Source organism: Bradyrhizobium sp. AZCC 1588, assembly GCF_036924735.1.
In the GTDB taxonomy this organism is placed as follows: domain Bacteria; phylum Pseudomonadota; class Alphaproteobacteria; order Rhizobiales; family Xanthobacteraceae; genus Bradyrhizobium.
On record NZ_JAZHSC010000001.1, the window covers coordinates 6,855,134 to 6,868,130 of the forward strand.

The following is a 12,997-nucleotide window of genomic DNA, read 5'->3' on the forward strand; positions in this document are numbered from 1 at the left end:
CCGCCAAGCGCTCCGTGTCCTCAGGTCACAAAGACGGAGGGCTCGTATCGTCCTTAGCCGAGGTAATCGAAAGAGCCGGCACCTCGCCTCTACGGCAAATCCTCCTAGAGCGCGCGATCGAGATCCTTGCGAAGCCAAGGGCCCTTCACGGGTAGCTTACAGACCCGGCCGCCTCACCCACCCAAGAGGTACGGCCCTTCCTCTGATCAAAAAATCGTGTTTGCCGACAAGGAAATGCAGGAATCGGATGATGCGATCATTGTTTGTGCAGGATTGCGAAAAGTAGTGCAGGAATAAGGTGAAGCGCGATCCACTTTTCGCTAATGATTTCAATGGCGTATTTTTCTGTCAGTGCAGAAATATGATGCGCGCGACACCATCGGCAAGGATGCTTCGGGTTCGATCTGAGTCATTCGTGCTCTATTTGAGTCTGCCTGGATTTACGGCGCCCTGTGCACTTCAGGTCTAGGAATTTCGCAGCCAGAATGTGCTCGACGTTAGACTGAGGGAACTCAACGCGGAAGCAGCGGACCAAGAGGTCCCAGGTCGATATTCAGGTCCTCGGCGGCGAGCCCGAAGTGCTCCCGCAAGCGCGATATGCGGTTGTCTAGAAGCATTAGCGTCATGCCGACGCGCTCCTCCTCCGCCTCGGTCAAGCCGCCCTCGTCGACACGACGAAGCGCCTGTCGCTCCACGAGTTGACGCAGCAACTCCACGACGGTGAGCACCAGGCGGGCCAGATCTCGTTCGACCGTGTCAGGCGCCATCGAAATGCGCTGGCGCGGCCCCGGCTCATGTCCAGCGACGTCGGCGCTCACTGGTCTCGCTCCGCTGCGCCAGATCGCGTGGTCCGGCCGAGCGACGTGATCAGAGCGCGAAGCGAGATTTGCACCATGTCGATGTCGGCGATCGCCAGCGTGATGTCTCCGGCCAGCACGATGCCACCCGCCAGGAGCCGGTCGAGCAGGTCGACTAGTGCGACCTCTCGAGCCGGGAACGCGGCGGGGCTCACGTGCGCTCCTCGCTGTCGGCGAACGAATAGGGCGGCCAGGGGCCCGTGATCTCGAGCGTCACGTGCGGGTTTTCGGCGCCCAGCCGCTGTGCACGGGCGGTGAGTTCTTCGGCGCGCCCGGCATCCACCAGGTAGGCTGCGTTGAATACATTTTCGCCTGGAGCAGCGGACAGCTCGGCGCTCTGCGTTCGGTGTTGGCGGCGATCGACGGCAAGCCCGGCGAGAACGGCGTCCATCTGCTCGGCCGCAGTGGTTGCGCGCCGCCACGCGTGCTGGCGCCGATCGCGCTGCTCGCGGCGGTTGCGCAGGTAGTCCCTGCCCGCGCGCGCCGATCCGGACCCGTCGGTTTTCTCAGCCACGGACATGGCGCCGGCAGATGCGCCCGCGTGCTGCACGTAGATCTTCACCCCCACCTCCACGCGGCCCGCGAATCGATCCAGCGTCTCGCGGAAGCGCCGGTACTCCCGGCGTAGCAACTGCGCAACGCGGTCGTCGGTGCGGTGAACGGTCGCGAGGCGGAACGGCAGCGTTGGTGTGCACGCGGCAACCGCCGCCACGACCCTGTGGTGCGCGCGTGCGATCACCTCTAGTTCCGCCAGCGTCTCCAGCCTGGCTCGCAGCGCGGTCTCGTCGGCGTCGGCAGGTGCAAGCGGACTGACCACGGCGACCAGGTCTTGGTGGCGGACTAGGTGGATCGCGGCGCCGTCGACGCCGACGAGGCCGGCCGCCTGGGTTGGATTGAACGGGCGCGCGACCGCGTAAGTATAGCTCGCTGTGCTCATCGCCGTGCCTCCAGAGTGGCGGTTTCCAGCGCCCTGATCTTCTTGCGCAACCGCGCGTTCTCGGCCGCGAGCGGCCGCGGCCGCGGCTGGGAAAGCGCCGGATCGTGCTCCCACCAGTCGATCCCCATCGCCTTGGCCTTGTCCACCGACGCGACCAACAGCCGGAGCTTGATGGTTAGAAGCTCGATGTCGAGCAGGTTGATCTTGATGTCGCCGGCGATGATCAGCCCTTTGTCCAGAACCCGCTCCAGAATGTCAGCCAGGTTCGGCGAAGCATCCTGGCGTCCGTGCCACAAGCCTTGTTCCATCATGCGATCATTCCTCGCTTTTGTCCCTCGTCCAGCCGGTCGAGGATCTCGTCCTCGCGTCGATCGAATTCCTCGGCATCGATCAACCCTTGATCCAGTTGCCGCGAAAGCTCGGCCAGTTCGCGCCGGATGGCTGCCGGGCCGCAATGCTGTTCGGCAGCGGCGTCGACCACCCGGTCGATGGTCCACAGCGCGAAGCGGGCCGGCGCGAGCGGCAGCAACAAGACATGCGACAGGAGTCCCACCGCCACGGCCCTCACACGTCCGCTTCGTTGCCGACGAAGCTGTATGGTGGCAAGGGCCCGTACAACTCGACGCTTGCGTAACCGGGCAGCTCGCGGCGCAGCGGCGACAGGGCACCATCGAAGTCCGCCCGGGCGCCGGACGCCACCAGGAACGATACGTTGACGAAGCAACCGTCGACCGGCGGGCCCCGACGTATCTGCGCGGCATGTGGTTGCAGGCGGGCGATGACCTGGCCCGCGTCACGCGCGCGCCGCTCCGCAACGGCGGCGGCCACCTGCTCGCCGAACGCCACCTTGTCCTGATGGCGGCCGCCATCTGCGGCGCGAAGTGCGTGATTTCGCGCGCGTAACTCGTCGTTCTGAAGCAAGAGGTCGCAGAGAAGAGCTTCCTCCGCATGAACGCCTTTGACGTTGAGCTCGACATGGCCATCGATCCGGCATAGCAGTTCGCCATAGCGACGCGCCCTCGATCGAAGCTCCGTCTGCACGGCCTCGTCGTCGGGCGCGACCATCCCGAACCGCATCGGCAGCACGGTGCCGGCTGCGTAGATCCGTCCGATGACCGCATCGTGCTTCACCAGATCGCGCCGCTTCGCGCGCAAGTTCTCCGGCGCGTCGCTAACCACCGCGACGAGATCCTGCTCGCGCACGAGCCGGAGGGCGGGAGCTCGCTCCCCCACCCCCACCGCGCCTTCGAGCGGTAGTGGGTGCGAGGCACGCGTGACACAGTAGACGTAGCTGCTCATCAGTCATCCTTTCCGTTGGGTCAGCCGATTTCCGTGCGCGCCCGGCCGGGTAGCTCGAGCGGCAGCGCGCCGTCGGGCAGCGAGCGGCCGATCCGGGGGCTGCTGCCGGTGAGATCGAGGCGGCCACACACCTCGGCGAAGCGCAGGTAAGCATCGACGCCGGCCACGACGACCCGCGCATCGATGGTGACCACTTCGAGGCCGATCACCGACACACGCACGAACACGTCGATGACCAGCCCGCGGTCCAGGATCAATTCAACGACTTTGTACAGCTCGCCCGACAATCTGCCGTTTGCTTGAGGCGTTTGAGTCATTGCTATTCCAGTCATACGGTTTGCTCCTTCCGGAAAACACGATTTGTCCTTCCGGAAGCTGATACGCGCATGGCTTCGCATCAGTTTCAAAACGAGGACGTAAGCTGCGTCGCCTCGCGCTGCCGCATGCGCTCGCCGCCAATTTTCACTGTCAGTGCAAAGGGTTTCCGTGGGGCCCTACTGCGCGTCGCGCCTTGGCGCTCTTAGGTGGACTCCAATGCAACCAGGAAAATCGGCGGTTTGACTCGAATGGAACCGGAGTGGACTCGAATGCAGCGGTGAAACAGCCGGTGAACATTTCCGTTTTTTGCTGCTCAGATCCAATCAGAAACGACATGCCCTGAGAACAGAAACGAGTCGCGGCTTAGGCCAATAACGAGTCCGTCAGACCCGTCCCTGCTGTGGAAGATTAGAAGGCAGACGTATTGCGCTCGGTCGCGCTCCGCTGCGGCTGGAACAAGCCTCATGGCCCGCCCGCAACTCGGCATTCAATCCAGCAGCACGGCATCGGTCGCCTGTGCGCAGAACCTCAATCCGCAGCCACTGCCACCGTCGCCAAGCTGGCGTTGCCTCCCGGCCCCGACGTTCGCGTCAAGATCACCGAACCCTGTGCCGCGTATATCGCGCTCGACGGGAACGCATAATCGCATGCCCGAACCAAGATGCGCCTATGGCGGCGGCTGCTTGGTCCGGCGCGTGATATCAGAGAGGGACGTCCGCCGCGTCATGACGCTGGTCTTGCGCGCCGATCACGCCGCCTTGCTTAGCTCGGTCGTGAGCCTCTTCTCCGCATCGGTTGAGAGGGAGGTTCGAAGGACGCGCGGCTTGAACGGTTCGATCTCCGGCAGCACCTTGTCTTCGGTGACTTTCCTGAAGAGCACGAAGAGCGCAGAGGATCCTTCCGGAATCGTCTCTCCGAGCTTCTTGATGAAGTCATCACGGATTCCGAAGTCGGTGAGAGAGCCTGATAAAGCGCCCATGCCGGCACCGGCAATTGCACCGAGCGCCATTCCGGCGAGTGGGTTCAGGAAAAGGAGACCGACAAGCGCGCCCCACAAGGCGCCGGTGGTCCCGCCGGTGGCCGCGCCAACTTTCGTTAGGCTGACGGCTTGCTTGAGGTAGACTTTACCGCCCTTCTCGCGTTCAACGACGCAAGCGTCTTCGAGATCGATGAGGTACTCCTTCTGCAGAGACCGCAGCTTGTTGAGCACCTCATCTGCGGTGTGCAGTCCATCAAAGCCGAGAACGACCAGATCGCTCATTGTGCTCTCCTTTCGTAGACAAGTTTGAACATCGGCATTGCTTTGTCTGTGCCCGCCTCCATCCCAATTCCCCAATGAGCGTCGGCCCGCCGGGGAGTTGCCGCCGCTCACGGACTGATCGACATTGCGATGGCACCGGGCAGCACTTGTGGCACCCAGCGCCACCGCGATCATTCTTGGTGGCAAGGCGACTGATCTCATCCGCAAACGTTCACCGGTACCGTACGCCAACCCCAGCCGGTCCAGACTTGACGATGACGCACAACGCTCCTGGCGACAACTCTGATGCTGTTTCAAGGCCAACAACAACCTGAGAGGCAATTGGTGCTCAAGCCTCGCCCTGAGTGACCTTCACGATGTGGTGAGCGTTGCCGGTCCGGTGGACGGACCAGTCGACAGCTCAATCAGCTCGCGAGCTTGAGCCTGACCGTCAGCAGCCAGCGTTCGCCAATCTGCATTGGAGCCCGCTGATTTCATCGCTGGTGCGAACCCCCGCTTTCCACCCACAATGCGGCTCCAGGCGAAACACAAAGCCCCGAGGCCAGTTGGTTCATGCCGGCCGCAACGGAGGTCTCATCATGCAAGAACGCGCCAGTCGTCCGACCGAAGCTCGCGCCATTCCATTCGACACCGCCAAGCTCGATTCCCTTATGGAAACGGCTGGAATCGATATCCTGGTCGCGACTTCCAAGCATAACGTCCAATATCTGCTCGACGCGGAGCGCGCGATCTTCTTCGACTACATGGACGCACTCGGCGTCAGCCGTTACTTGCCCGTCCTGATCTACCCGAAAGGTGCGCCCGACAAGGCGGCCTATATCGGGCACCGGCTGGAAACGCACCAGCGAGCCGTGGCGCCGCTGTGGGTTCCGCAAGTCCGCACCGAGGGCAACGGCTCGTTGGATGCCGTTTTGCTCGCGGCAGGCCTGATCAAGAGCGCGGGCGTACCGATGAAGCGGATCGGGGTCGAAATGCCGTTTCTGCCGATGGACGCCGGCAGGACTCTTTCGGACGCCCTGCCCGATAGCGAGATCAAGGATGCGCTGTTGGTGCTCGAGCGCCTGCGTGCCGTGAAGTCGCCGGCGGAACTGGCCAAGCTAAAAAAGGCCTCGGAATTGGTGATCGAATCCATGGATGAGGTGATCGCAGACCACGGCCCCGGCACCACCAAGCAGCAGCTTTTCGACGCGTTGAGAATTGCCGAGGTCAAGCGCGGATTGACTTTCGAGTATTGCCTGCTGGCCTGCGGCGCCAGCCACAACCGCGCGCCTTCTGCCGACCGCTGGGAAACCGGCGACGTGCTCTCGCTGGATTCCGGCGGCAACTATCACGGCTATATTGGCGACCTCGCGCGGATGGCCGTGCTGGGCGAACCGGACAGCGAGCTCAAGGACCTGCTGGCCGAAATCGAATCCGTCCAGCGGGCGGCATTCGCCGCGGTGCGGCCGGGCGCGATGGGTGGCGAAATCTATGCCGCGGCGGAAAAGCGGCTCGCGCAGTCGAGCCAGCGCGACTGCACCGACTTCCTGGCGCACGGCATGGGGCTAGTCAGCCACGAGGCCCCTCGCCTGACGGCCAAGGGCCCTATTCCCTACGATGATCCCGACGCGCGCCGGCCCTTGGAGCCCGGCATGGTGGTGTCGATCGAAACGACGATGAAGCACCCGCGCCGCGGCTTCATTAAGCTGGAGGACACGGTTGCAGTGACTGCAACAGGCTACGAGATTTTCGGCGAAGGCAGCCGCGACTGGAACATCGGCGGCAGCGCAGTGGTGCGGTGAGGTTGGGCTTTTGAAGTCAACAAAGCCCAACTTCACGCCAACTCAGTGGATCGCCGCGGGCGCCGGGCAAGTCCATCGAGCGAAGACCATGTGACTTGAAGGTTGCAACGACCGTCGCGATGCGCGGTCGCCCGCGAACGTTGGCTTGCGCCTCAGCCCTTTTCGACGTCTCCGCCTGCGTCCAACCAGCCTTTGAAGCCGCCGAGATTGCGTACGTTGCCGTAGCCCCATGTCCTTCAGCGTCTTTCCCACCAGCGCGGAACGCCCGCCGGATGCGCAGTAAGCAACAACCATCTTGGTCCGGTCGAAGGCCTTATCGTGCATCGCAGAGGCAGGATCCGCCTTGAATTCTACGAGGCCGCGCGGAATGGCGACAGCACCCGGAACTTTTCCTGAGGCAGTAACTTCCGCTGGCTCCCGAACATCGAGGAAAAGTACATCGGCCCTTCCCAGCAATCCCTTAGCTTCATCGGGACTGATACGCGGGACTTCGGCATCGGCTTCAGCGAGCATCGCTTGTACGGTTTTCATTTGGCCTTCTCCATATGTGGGCTCGCCAGCAACGGCTGGTGTTCTAAATCTAAGGTCCCGCAAGGCACGCAATGCCAAATCCGCACAGCAAGGCCGTCGCAAGTTGCAAGGGGGCTAATAGTCCATCCCATTTTGATTTCGATCATGCAATTGAAGGATGCTGCGCTATATTTTTGGGTGTGGCAATCCCACTGGTTGTCGCGGCAAATCTGGCCAACGCGGCCATACTGGCGCTATTTCCCTCTGAACTTCGGTTTGCGCCGCTCCAGAAACGCCGCGACGCCTTCCTTGTGATCCTCGGTCATGCTCGCCAGCGCGAACTGGTCGACGTCCATGTGGCTGGCGAGATCGTCGAGCGCATGCGCGAGGCGATTGATCGTTAGCTTGGTCATCGCAACCGACAGCGGCGGCTGGGCGGCGATTTTGACGGCGAGCGCCATCGCGGCGTCGAAGGCCTTGCCGGCATCGGCCACCTCCTCCACCAGGCGCCATTCGTAAGCCTCGGCCGCGGTGATGCGCTGGTCGGCCAGAATCACGGCCTGCTTGGTGCGGGCCGGTCCCATCAGGTGCAGCATCCGCGGCACGCTCTGCCAGCTCATATTCATGCCGAGGCCGATCTCGGGCACGCGCATATGGGCATCGCGAGCCATCACCCGGAAATCCAGCGCGACCGCCAGCGCCACGCCGCCGCCGACGCAAAAGCCCTCGATGGCGCCGATCGTGATCTGCTCCATGTCCTGCCAGGCCCGGGTCAGCCGCGGTCCGAGCTTCAAGTGCCGGCGCAAGGCTCCGAGGTCCATGGTCTTGCGCGAACAGCCCTCGGGGTCCTTGAGGTCAAAGCCGGCACTGAACGACTTTGCGCCGCCAGTCAGCACCACGACCGATGTGTCACCATCATCCTCAAAACTGCGGGCGGCGTCGGTAAGCTGGCGCAGCGCTTCCGGCGACAACGCGTTGATGCCGTCGCCACGGTCGAAACGCACCACCGCGATGCGGCCATCCGGCCCGAGGCCTTTTTCAATCGTCACAAATCCGGTCAATCCATCGCTCCCTGTCGGTCATTTTTTCGAAAGTTTAGACCAGAAAGAATTCCGGCGAACCTGAATCCTTCGTCGGTTCCCGTTCGTCTTGTTCGCGAAACCATCGCATCCGCTTGGCGCGGATCGGGGCGAACAAGGAGCATTTGTAGATGGGACCATCGTATCGCTGGGTGATCGTCGGCACGGGCGCATTGATGACATGCGTCGGCATCGGCGCCATGTTCTCGCTGGCCGTTTATTTGGAACCGATATCGACGGAAACGGGATGGTCGCGCGCCGGAATTTCGGGTGCGATGACCATCGATTTCCTGACCATGGGCATTGCCGGATTTGCCTGGGGAGCGGCCAGCGACAGGTTTGGCACGCGTCCGGTCGTCCTCTGCGGCGCCCTGCTCCTTGGACTCGGCCTGTTTCTCGCCAGCCGCGCGACTTCCCTGATCGAATTCCAGCTCACTTACGGCATTCTCGTCGGCCTCGCCGCGGGCGCCTTCTTCGCGCCGATGATCGCCGCCGCGACGGTGTGGTTCGAGAACAATCGCAGCCTTGCCGTCTCGCTGGTGTCCGCAGGGATGGGCGTGGCGCCGATGACGATCTCGCCATTCGCGCGCTGGCTGATCTCGACCTACGATTGGCGTACCGCGATGATGATCGTGGGCTTGATGGCGTGGGCCTTGCTGATACCGGCCGCGCTGCTGGTCCGGCAGCCCTCGGTGGCGAGGCCAACCGCCATGCCGGCGTCGGGCGCTGGCAACGATCCGGGAGCGGGATGGTCTGTTGCGGGCGCGCTTCGTTCGCCCCAGTTCGTGGTGTTGGCGCTGACCTTCTTCGCGTGCTGCGCCGCGCATTCCGGCCCGATCTTCCATATGGTCAGCTACGCGATGCTTTGCGGCATCCCGGCGATGACCGCGGTCAGCATCTATAGCGTGGAAGGCTTGTCGGGGCTCGGCGGGCGTCTCCTCCTCGGCATCCTCGCCGATCGGCTGGGCGCCAAGCGGGTGCTGGTCTGCGGCCTCCTGGTGCAGGCGCTGGCGATTGGTGCCTATCTCTACGTCAGCAAACTCGGCGAGTTCTACGCGCTCGCGATCGTGTTCGGAACGGCTTATGGCGGCGTGATGCCGCTCTATGCCGTGCTGGCGCGCGAATATTTCGGTCCCCGGATCATGGGAACGGTGTTCGGCGCCGCGACGATGGTATCGAGCCTTGGCATGGCGTTCGGGCCGTGGGCCGGGGGCATGATCTTCGACACTTTCCACGACTACCGCTGGCTCTACATCGGCGCGTTCAGCGTAGGCGTCGCCGCAATGGCGATTGCGTTGACGTTCCCGCCACTGCCGTCGCGATCACGCGAGCGGCTGCAGCCGGCATAAAGAGCAGATTCCCTGCCTCGACATAGCCCGGATTTTGCGCCTATCCTGACGGCATGAGCGACCATGACCACGACAACCACGGCCATCACCACGACCACGAGCATTCCGAGCTCTCGGAGACCGAGCTGCGCGTGCGCGCACTGGAATCGATCTTGACCGAAAAGGGCTATGTCGATCCGGCCGCGCTCGACCTCCTGATCGATCTCTATGAAAAGAAAATCGGACCGCGCAACGGCGTTCGCGTGGTCGCCAAGGCGTGGAGCGATCCCGCCTATCGCGAACGGCTGATGAAGGACGCGACGGCTGCGATTGCCGAGCTCGACTATTCGGGCCGACAGGGCGAGCACATGGTCGTCGTGGAGAACACACCTGAGCAGCACAATATGGTCGTGTGCACGCTGTGCTCCTGCTACCCGCACCCCGTGCTGGGGCTTCCGCCAGTCTGGTACAAATCCGCGCCCTACCGCTCGCGCGCCGTCTCCGACCCGCGCGGCGTGCTGAAGGATTTCGGCGTGACGCTGCCGGACACCACCAAAATCCGGGTCTGGGATTCCACGGCCGAAGTCCGCTACCTCGTGCTGCCGATGCGCCCTGAGGGTACCGAGGGCTGGAGCGCCGAGCAACTCGCCGAACTCGTCACCCGCGACAGCATGATAGGTACCGGCCTGCCCAAGCAGCCCCGTGAGGCTGCCTGATGGACGGCGCGCACGACATGGGCGGTGCCGAGGGCTTTGGTTCTGTTGTGCCCGAGCCGAACGAGCCGGTGTTTCATGCTGACTGGGAGCGCCGGGCCTTTGCGCTGACGGTTGCCATGGCGCGCCCGGGCGGCTGGAACATCGATATGTCGCGGTTTGCGCGCGAGAACCGGCCGCCCGAGGATTACCTCAGCAAGAGCTATTTCGAGATCTGGCTGGCCGGTCTGGAAACGTTGATGGTCGAGCGCGGGCTGGTGACGCGCGAGGAAATCGAGGCCGGCAAAGTGCTGGCGCCGCCCAAGCCTGGCGTGAAGCCGATCGCTCCAAATGAGGTCACGCCGGCGATCCGCCGCGGCGGCCCGACCGAACGCGAGGCGAAAGCACCTGCGATGTTTGCAATCGGTGACATTGTGCGGATGAAAGACATCCACCCGGTAACGCATACGCGGCTGCCGCAATATGTCCGTGGCCATCTCGGCACCATCGAACTCAATCACGGCTGCCACGTCTTCCCCGACACCAATTCGCTCGGCCAGGGCGAAGATCCGCAATGGCTCTACACCGTGCGTTTCGACGGACCGGAATTGTGGGGCAAGGACGGCGACCCGACGCTCCGCGTCTCCGTCGACGCCTGGGAATCCTATCTGGAGCGCGCGTGATGGATTTGACCCCGCAGCAGGCCATGCGCGCCGCGGTCGCCGTTCCCGGCGTGCCGCGCGATGAAGACGGCCCGGTATTTCGCGAGCCATGGGAAGCGCGCGCCTTTGCGATGGCGCTGGCGCTGCATGAGGCCGGCGTCTTCACCTGGAAGGAATGGGCGGAGACGCTGGGGGCGCAAATCAAGCGCGCGCAGGCCGAAGGCGATCCAGATACGGGCGAGACCTACTACCGGCACTGGCTAGCGACGCTGGAAACGCTCGTCGCCGCCAAGGGCGTCATAACGTCAGATGTCCTGCATCGCTACCGTGACGCCTGGGATCACGCCGCCGACCGCACGCCCCACGGCGCGCCGATCGAGCTGAGGGCGGAGGATTTTGGCTAGCGGTCGCCATCGCCCACAGGACGTCATCCCCGCGCATGCGGGGATCCAGTACGCCGCGGCTTCTCGGTTCAATTACTACTGTCTCTGGAATACTGGGTCACCCGCCGGAGCCTGTCATCGGGCGCGCATTCGCGCGACCCGTTGGCGGGCGACGACAACTGAGTGTGAGGCGCGTAGGTTACGCCCCCGCATATTCCCGCCAGCCCTTCGCCCGCAGCGCACAGGCCGGACATTCGCCGCAGCCATAGCCCCAATCGTGCTGCGCGCCGCGCTCGCCGAGATAGCAGGTGTGGGAATGCTCGCGGATCAGATCGACTAGCCCTGCTCCGCCGAGTTCGTGTGCGAGCTTCCAGGTGGCTGCCTTGTCGAGCCACATCAGCGGCGTATGCAGCTCAAAATTCTTCGCCATGCCGAGATTGAGTGCGGACTGCAGCGCCTTGATGGTCTCGTTGCGGCAGTCCGGATAGCCGGAGTAGTCGGTCTCGCACATGCCGCCGACGATGTGGCGGATGCCGCGCCGGTACGCGAGCGCCGCCGCGAAGGTGAGAAACACCAGGTTACGGCCTGGCACGAAGGTGTTGGGTAATCCGTCAGCGCCCATTTCGATCGCGACGTCGCGGGTCAGCGCGGTATCGGAAATTTCTGCCAGTGTCGGAATTTCCAGCGTGTGGCTTTCGTCGAGTTTTGCCGCCCAATCCGGCCGCAACGACCTTAAGCCCGACAGCAGCCGGTCGCGGCATTCCAGCTCGATGGCGTGGCGCTGGCCGTAGCTGAAGCCGAGCATTTCGACGCGCGCAAAGCGCCGCAAGGCCCAAGCCAGGCAGGTGGTGGAATCCTGCCCGCCGGAGAACAGCACCAACGCGGTTTCGGACGATGATTGGTCGCTCATGACGGGCAATTAGCACTCCCGCGCCCCAAGGCCAACCGGTGGAAATTGCCTCGATTTCGGCCTGTTCCGCTGGGATCGGTCGATCGCTTGCGGCATAAAGCGGCCTGCCCCTCCAAGCGACGGAAATCCCATGACCCCTTCCCGCGATATTTCCCGCCTCATCGAGATCATGGCGGCGCTGCGCACGCCGGTCACGGGCTGTCCGTGGGACCTCGAACAGAACTTTGCGACGATCGTGCCCTACACCATCGAAGAAGCCTATGAGGTGGCCGACGCGATCGCACGCGGCGATCTCGATGACTTGCGCGAGGAACTCGGCGATCTCCTGCTGCAGGTCGTCTATCACGCCCGCATGGCGGAAGAGCAAAACGCCTTTGCCTTCGGCGACGTGGTCGAGGCGATCACAAGCAAGCTGATACGCCGTCATCCGCATGTGTTCGCCGATAAGGACGGCAACATCGCTCCCGCGGGCGTCAAGAGCGCGTGGGAACGCATCAAGGCCGAGGAAAAGGCCGAACGCGCGGCGCGGCGGCCGCCGGAGGAGACCACGCATAAATCGCTGCTCGCAGCCGTCAAGGCCGGCCAGCCGGCGCTGACGCGCGCGATGGAATTGCAGCGCAAGGCCTCCACCGTCGGCTTCGACTGGAACGATCCCCGCGCGGTGCTCAGCAAGATTCGTGAGGAGGCTGACGAGATCGAAGCAGCCCTGGACAACGGCAAGCCTGACGAACTCGCGGCCGAAACCGGCGATCTGCTGTTCGCGCTCGTCAATCTGGCGCGGCATGTCGGCGCCGATCCCGAAACCGCGCTGCGCGGCACCAACGCCAAGTTCGAGCGCCGTTTTGCCTATATCGAGCGTGCGCTGGCGGCCAAAGGCCGCTCGCTCGAGAGCGCATCGCTAGCAGAGATGGACACGCTGTGGAATGAGGCCAAGGAAGCTGAGCAGCCGGCCGCCTCAGTGCGGAGTGATCGAAGATAGG

General features: G+C 63.6%; 16 protein-coding genes and 1 pseudogene. 6 read left to right on the forward strand and 11 right to left on the reverse strand.

All coding sequences use genetic code 11. The features are described from left to right. Positions 1 to 512 precede the first annotated feature (512 nt). The 8 genes from V1277_RS32035 to V1277_RS32070 all read right to left on the reverse strand — a co-directional run bounded on the left by V1277_RS32035 (position 513) and on the right by V1277_RS32070 (position 4,672). The gene (locus tag V1277_RS32035; RefSeq protein ID WP_334419727.1) at positions 513 to 818 is read right to left on the reverse strand and encodes a gas vesicle protein K; all 306 of its coding nucleotides are present in this window, start codon (positions 816 to 818) and stop codon (positions 513 to 515) included. Next, a complete protein-coding gene (locus tag V1277_RS32040; RefSeq protein WP_334375438.1) occupies positions 815 to 1,012 on the reverse strand; it encodes a gas vesicle protein in 198 nt (65 codons plus the stop codon). The genes V1277_RS32035 and V1277_RS32040 overlap by 4 nt, the downstream gene beginning before the upstream one ends. After that, positions 1,009 to 1,794 (reverse strand): GvpL/GvpF family gas vesicle protein, encoded by a 786-nt coding sequence (locus V1277_RS32045; RefSeq protein WP_334419728.1) that lies wholly within the window; start codon positions 1,792 to 1,794, stop codon positions 1,009 to 1,011. Before V1277_RS32045 ends, V1277_RS32040 begins: the two co-directional genes overlap by 4 nt. After that, entirely contained in the window at positions 1,791 to 2,105 is a 315-nt protein-coding gene (locus tag V1277_RS32050; RefSeq protein ID WP_334375440.1) for a gas vesicle protein, read from the reverse strand. The genes V1277_RS32045 and V1277_RS32050 overlap by 4 nt, the downstream gene beginning before the upstream one ends. After that, the gene (locus V1277_RS32055) at positions 2,102 to 2,326 is read right to left on the reverse strand and encodes a gas vesicle protein GvpG (RefSeq protein WP_334375441.1); all 225 of its coding nucleotides are present in this window, start codon (positions 2,324 to 2,326) and stop codon (positions 2,102 to 2,104) included. Before V1277_RS32055 ends, V1277_RS32050 begins: the two co-directional genes overlap by 4 nt. A 32-nt stretch (positions 2,327 to 2,358) precedes the next feature. Then, a complete protein-coding gene (locus tag V1277_RS32060; protein WP_334419730.1) occupies positions 2,359 to 3,093 on the reverse strand; it encodes a GvpL/GvpF family gas vesicle protein in 735 nt (244 codons plus the stop codon). Positions 3,094 to 3,113: 20 nt separating this feature from the next. Then, a complete protein-coding gene (gene gvpJ / locus V1277_RS35150) occupies positions 3,114 to 3,410 on the reverse strand; it encodes a gas vesicle protein GvpJ (protein ID WP_442894547.1) in 297 nt (98 codons plus the stop codon). 749 nt (positions 3,411 to 4,159) lie between these two features. Beyond that, a complete protein-coding gene (locus tag V1277_RS32070) occupies positions 4,160 to 4,672 on the reverse strand; it encodes a DUF1269 domain-containing protein (protein ID WP_334375443.1) in 513 nt (170 codons plus the stop codon). 578 nt (positions 4,673 to 5,250) lie between these two features. On the opposite strand from V1277_RS32070, the gene V1277_RS32075 reads away from it, so the two are divergent. Further along, positions 5,251 to 6,453, forward strand: a complete 1,203-nt coding sequence (locus V1277_RS32075) for a Xaa-Pro peptidase family protein (RefSeq protein ID WP_334419731.1) — start codon at positions 5,251 to 5,253, stop codon at positions 6,451 to 6,453. Between the two features lie 152 nt (positions 6,454 to 6,605). On the opposite strand, the pseudogene V1277_RS32080 reads toward V1277_RS32075, so the two are convergent. Further along, a pseudogene (locus tag V1277_RS32080) lies at positions 6,606 to 6,984 on the reverse strand (rhodanese-like domain-containing protein). A gap of 233 nt (positions 6,985 to 7,217) precedes the next feature. Next, on the reverse strand, positions 7,218 to 8,024 hold the full coding sequence (locus V1277_RS32085; protein WP_334419732.1) for an enoyl-CoA hydratase/isomerase family protein: 807 nt from the start codon (positions 8,022 to 8,024) through the stop codon (positions 7,218 to 7,220). 149 nt (positions 8,025 to 8,173) lie between these two features. On the opposite strand from V1277_RS32085, the gene V1277_RS32090 reads away from it, so the two are divergent. From V1277_RS32090 to V1277_RS32105, 4 genes are read left to right on the forward strand one after another with little or no spacing between them, the layout of a single operon-like run. After that, positions 8,174 to 9,391 carry an MFS transporter gene (locus V1277_RS32090; RefSeq protein ID WP_334419733.1) on the forward strand — a complete coding sequence of 406 codons (1,218 nt, stop codon included), beginning with the start codon at positions 8,174 to 8,176 and terminating at the stop codon, positions 9,389 to 9,391. Between the two features lie 53 nt (positions 9,392 to 9,444). Beyond that, positions 9,445 to 10,086, forward strand: coding sequence for a nitrile hydratase subunit alpha (gene nthA / locus V1277_RS32095; RefSeq protein WP_334419735.1), 642 nt, complete (start codon positions 9,445 to 9,447; stop codon positions 10,084 to 10,086). Then, positions 10,086 to 10,745 carry a nitrile hydratase subunit beta gene (gene nthB / locus V1277_RS32100; RefSeq protein WP_334419736.1) on the forward strand — a complete coding sequence of 220 codons (660 nt, stop codon included), beginning with the start codon at positions 10,086 to 10,088 and terminating at the stop codon, positions 10,743 to 10,745. Before nthA ends, nthB begins: the two co-directional genes overlap by 1 nt. Then, a complete protein-coding gene (locus V1277_RS32105; RefSeq protein WP_334420511.1) occupies positions 10,745 to 11,128 on the forward strand; it encodes a nitrile hydratase accessory protein in 384 nt (127 codons plus the stop codon). Before nthB ends, V1277_RS32105 begins: the two co-directional genes overlap by 1 nt. 178 nt (positions 11,129 to 11,306) lie before the next feature. On the opposite strand, the gene queC is transcribed toward V1277_RS32105, so the two are convergent. After that, positions 11,307 to 12,017, reverse strand: a complete 711-nt coding sequence (gene queC / locus V1277_RS32110) for a 7-cyano-7-deazaguanine synthase QueC (RefSeq protein ID WP_334419737.1) — start codon at positions 12,015 to 12,017, stop codon at positions 11,307 to 11,309. A gap of 130 nt (positions 12,018 to 12,147) precedes the next feature. On the opposite strand from queC, the gene mazG reads away from it, so the two are divergent. Beyond that, a complete protein-coding gene (gene mazG, locus V1277_RS32115; protein ID WP_334419738.1) occupies positions 12,148 to 12,996 on the forward strand; it encodes a nucleoside triphosphate pyrophosphohydrolase in 849 nt (282 codons plus the stop codon). The last annotated feature ends 1 nt before the right edge of the window (position 12,997 follow it).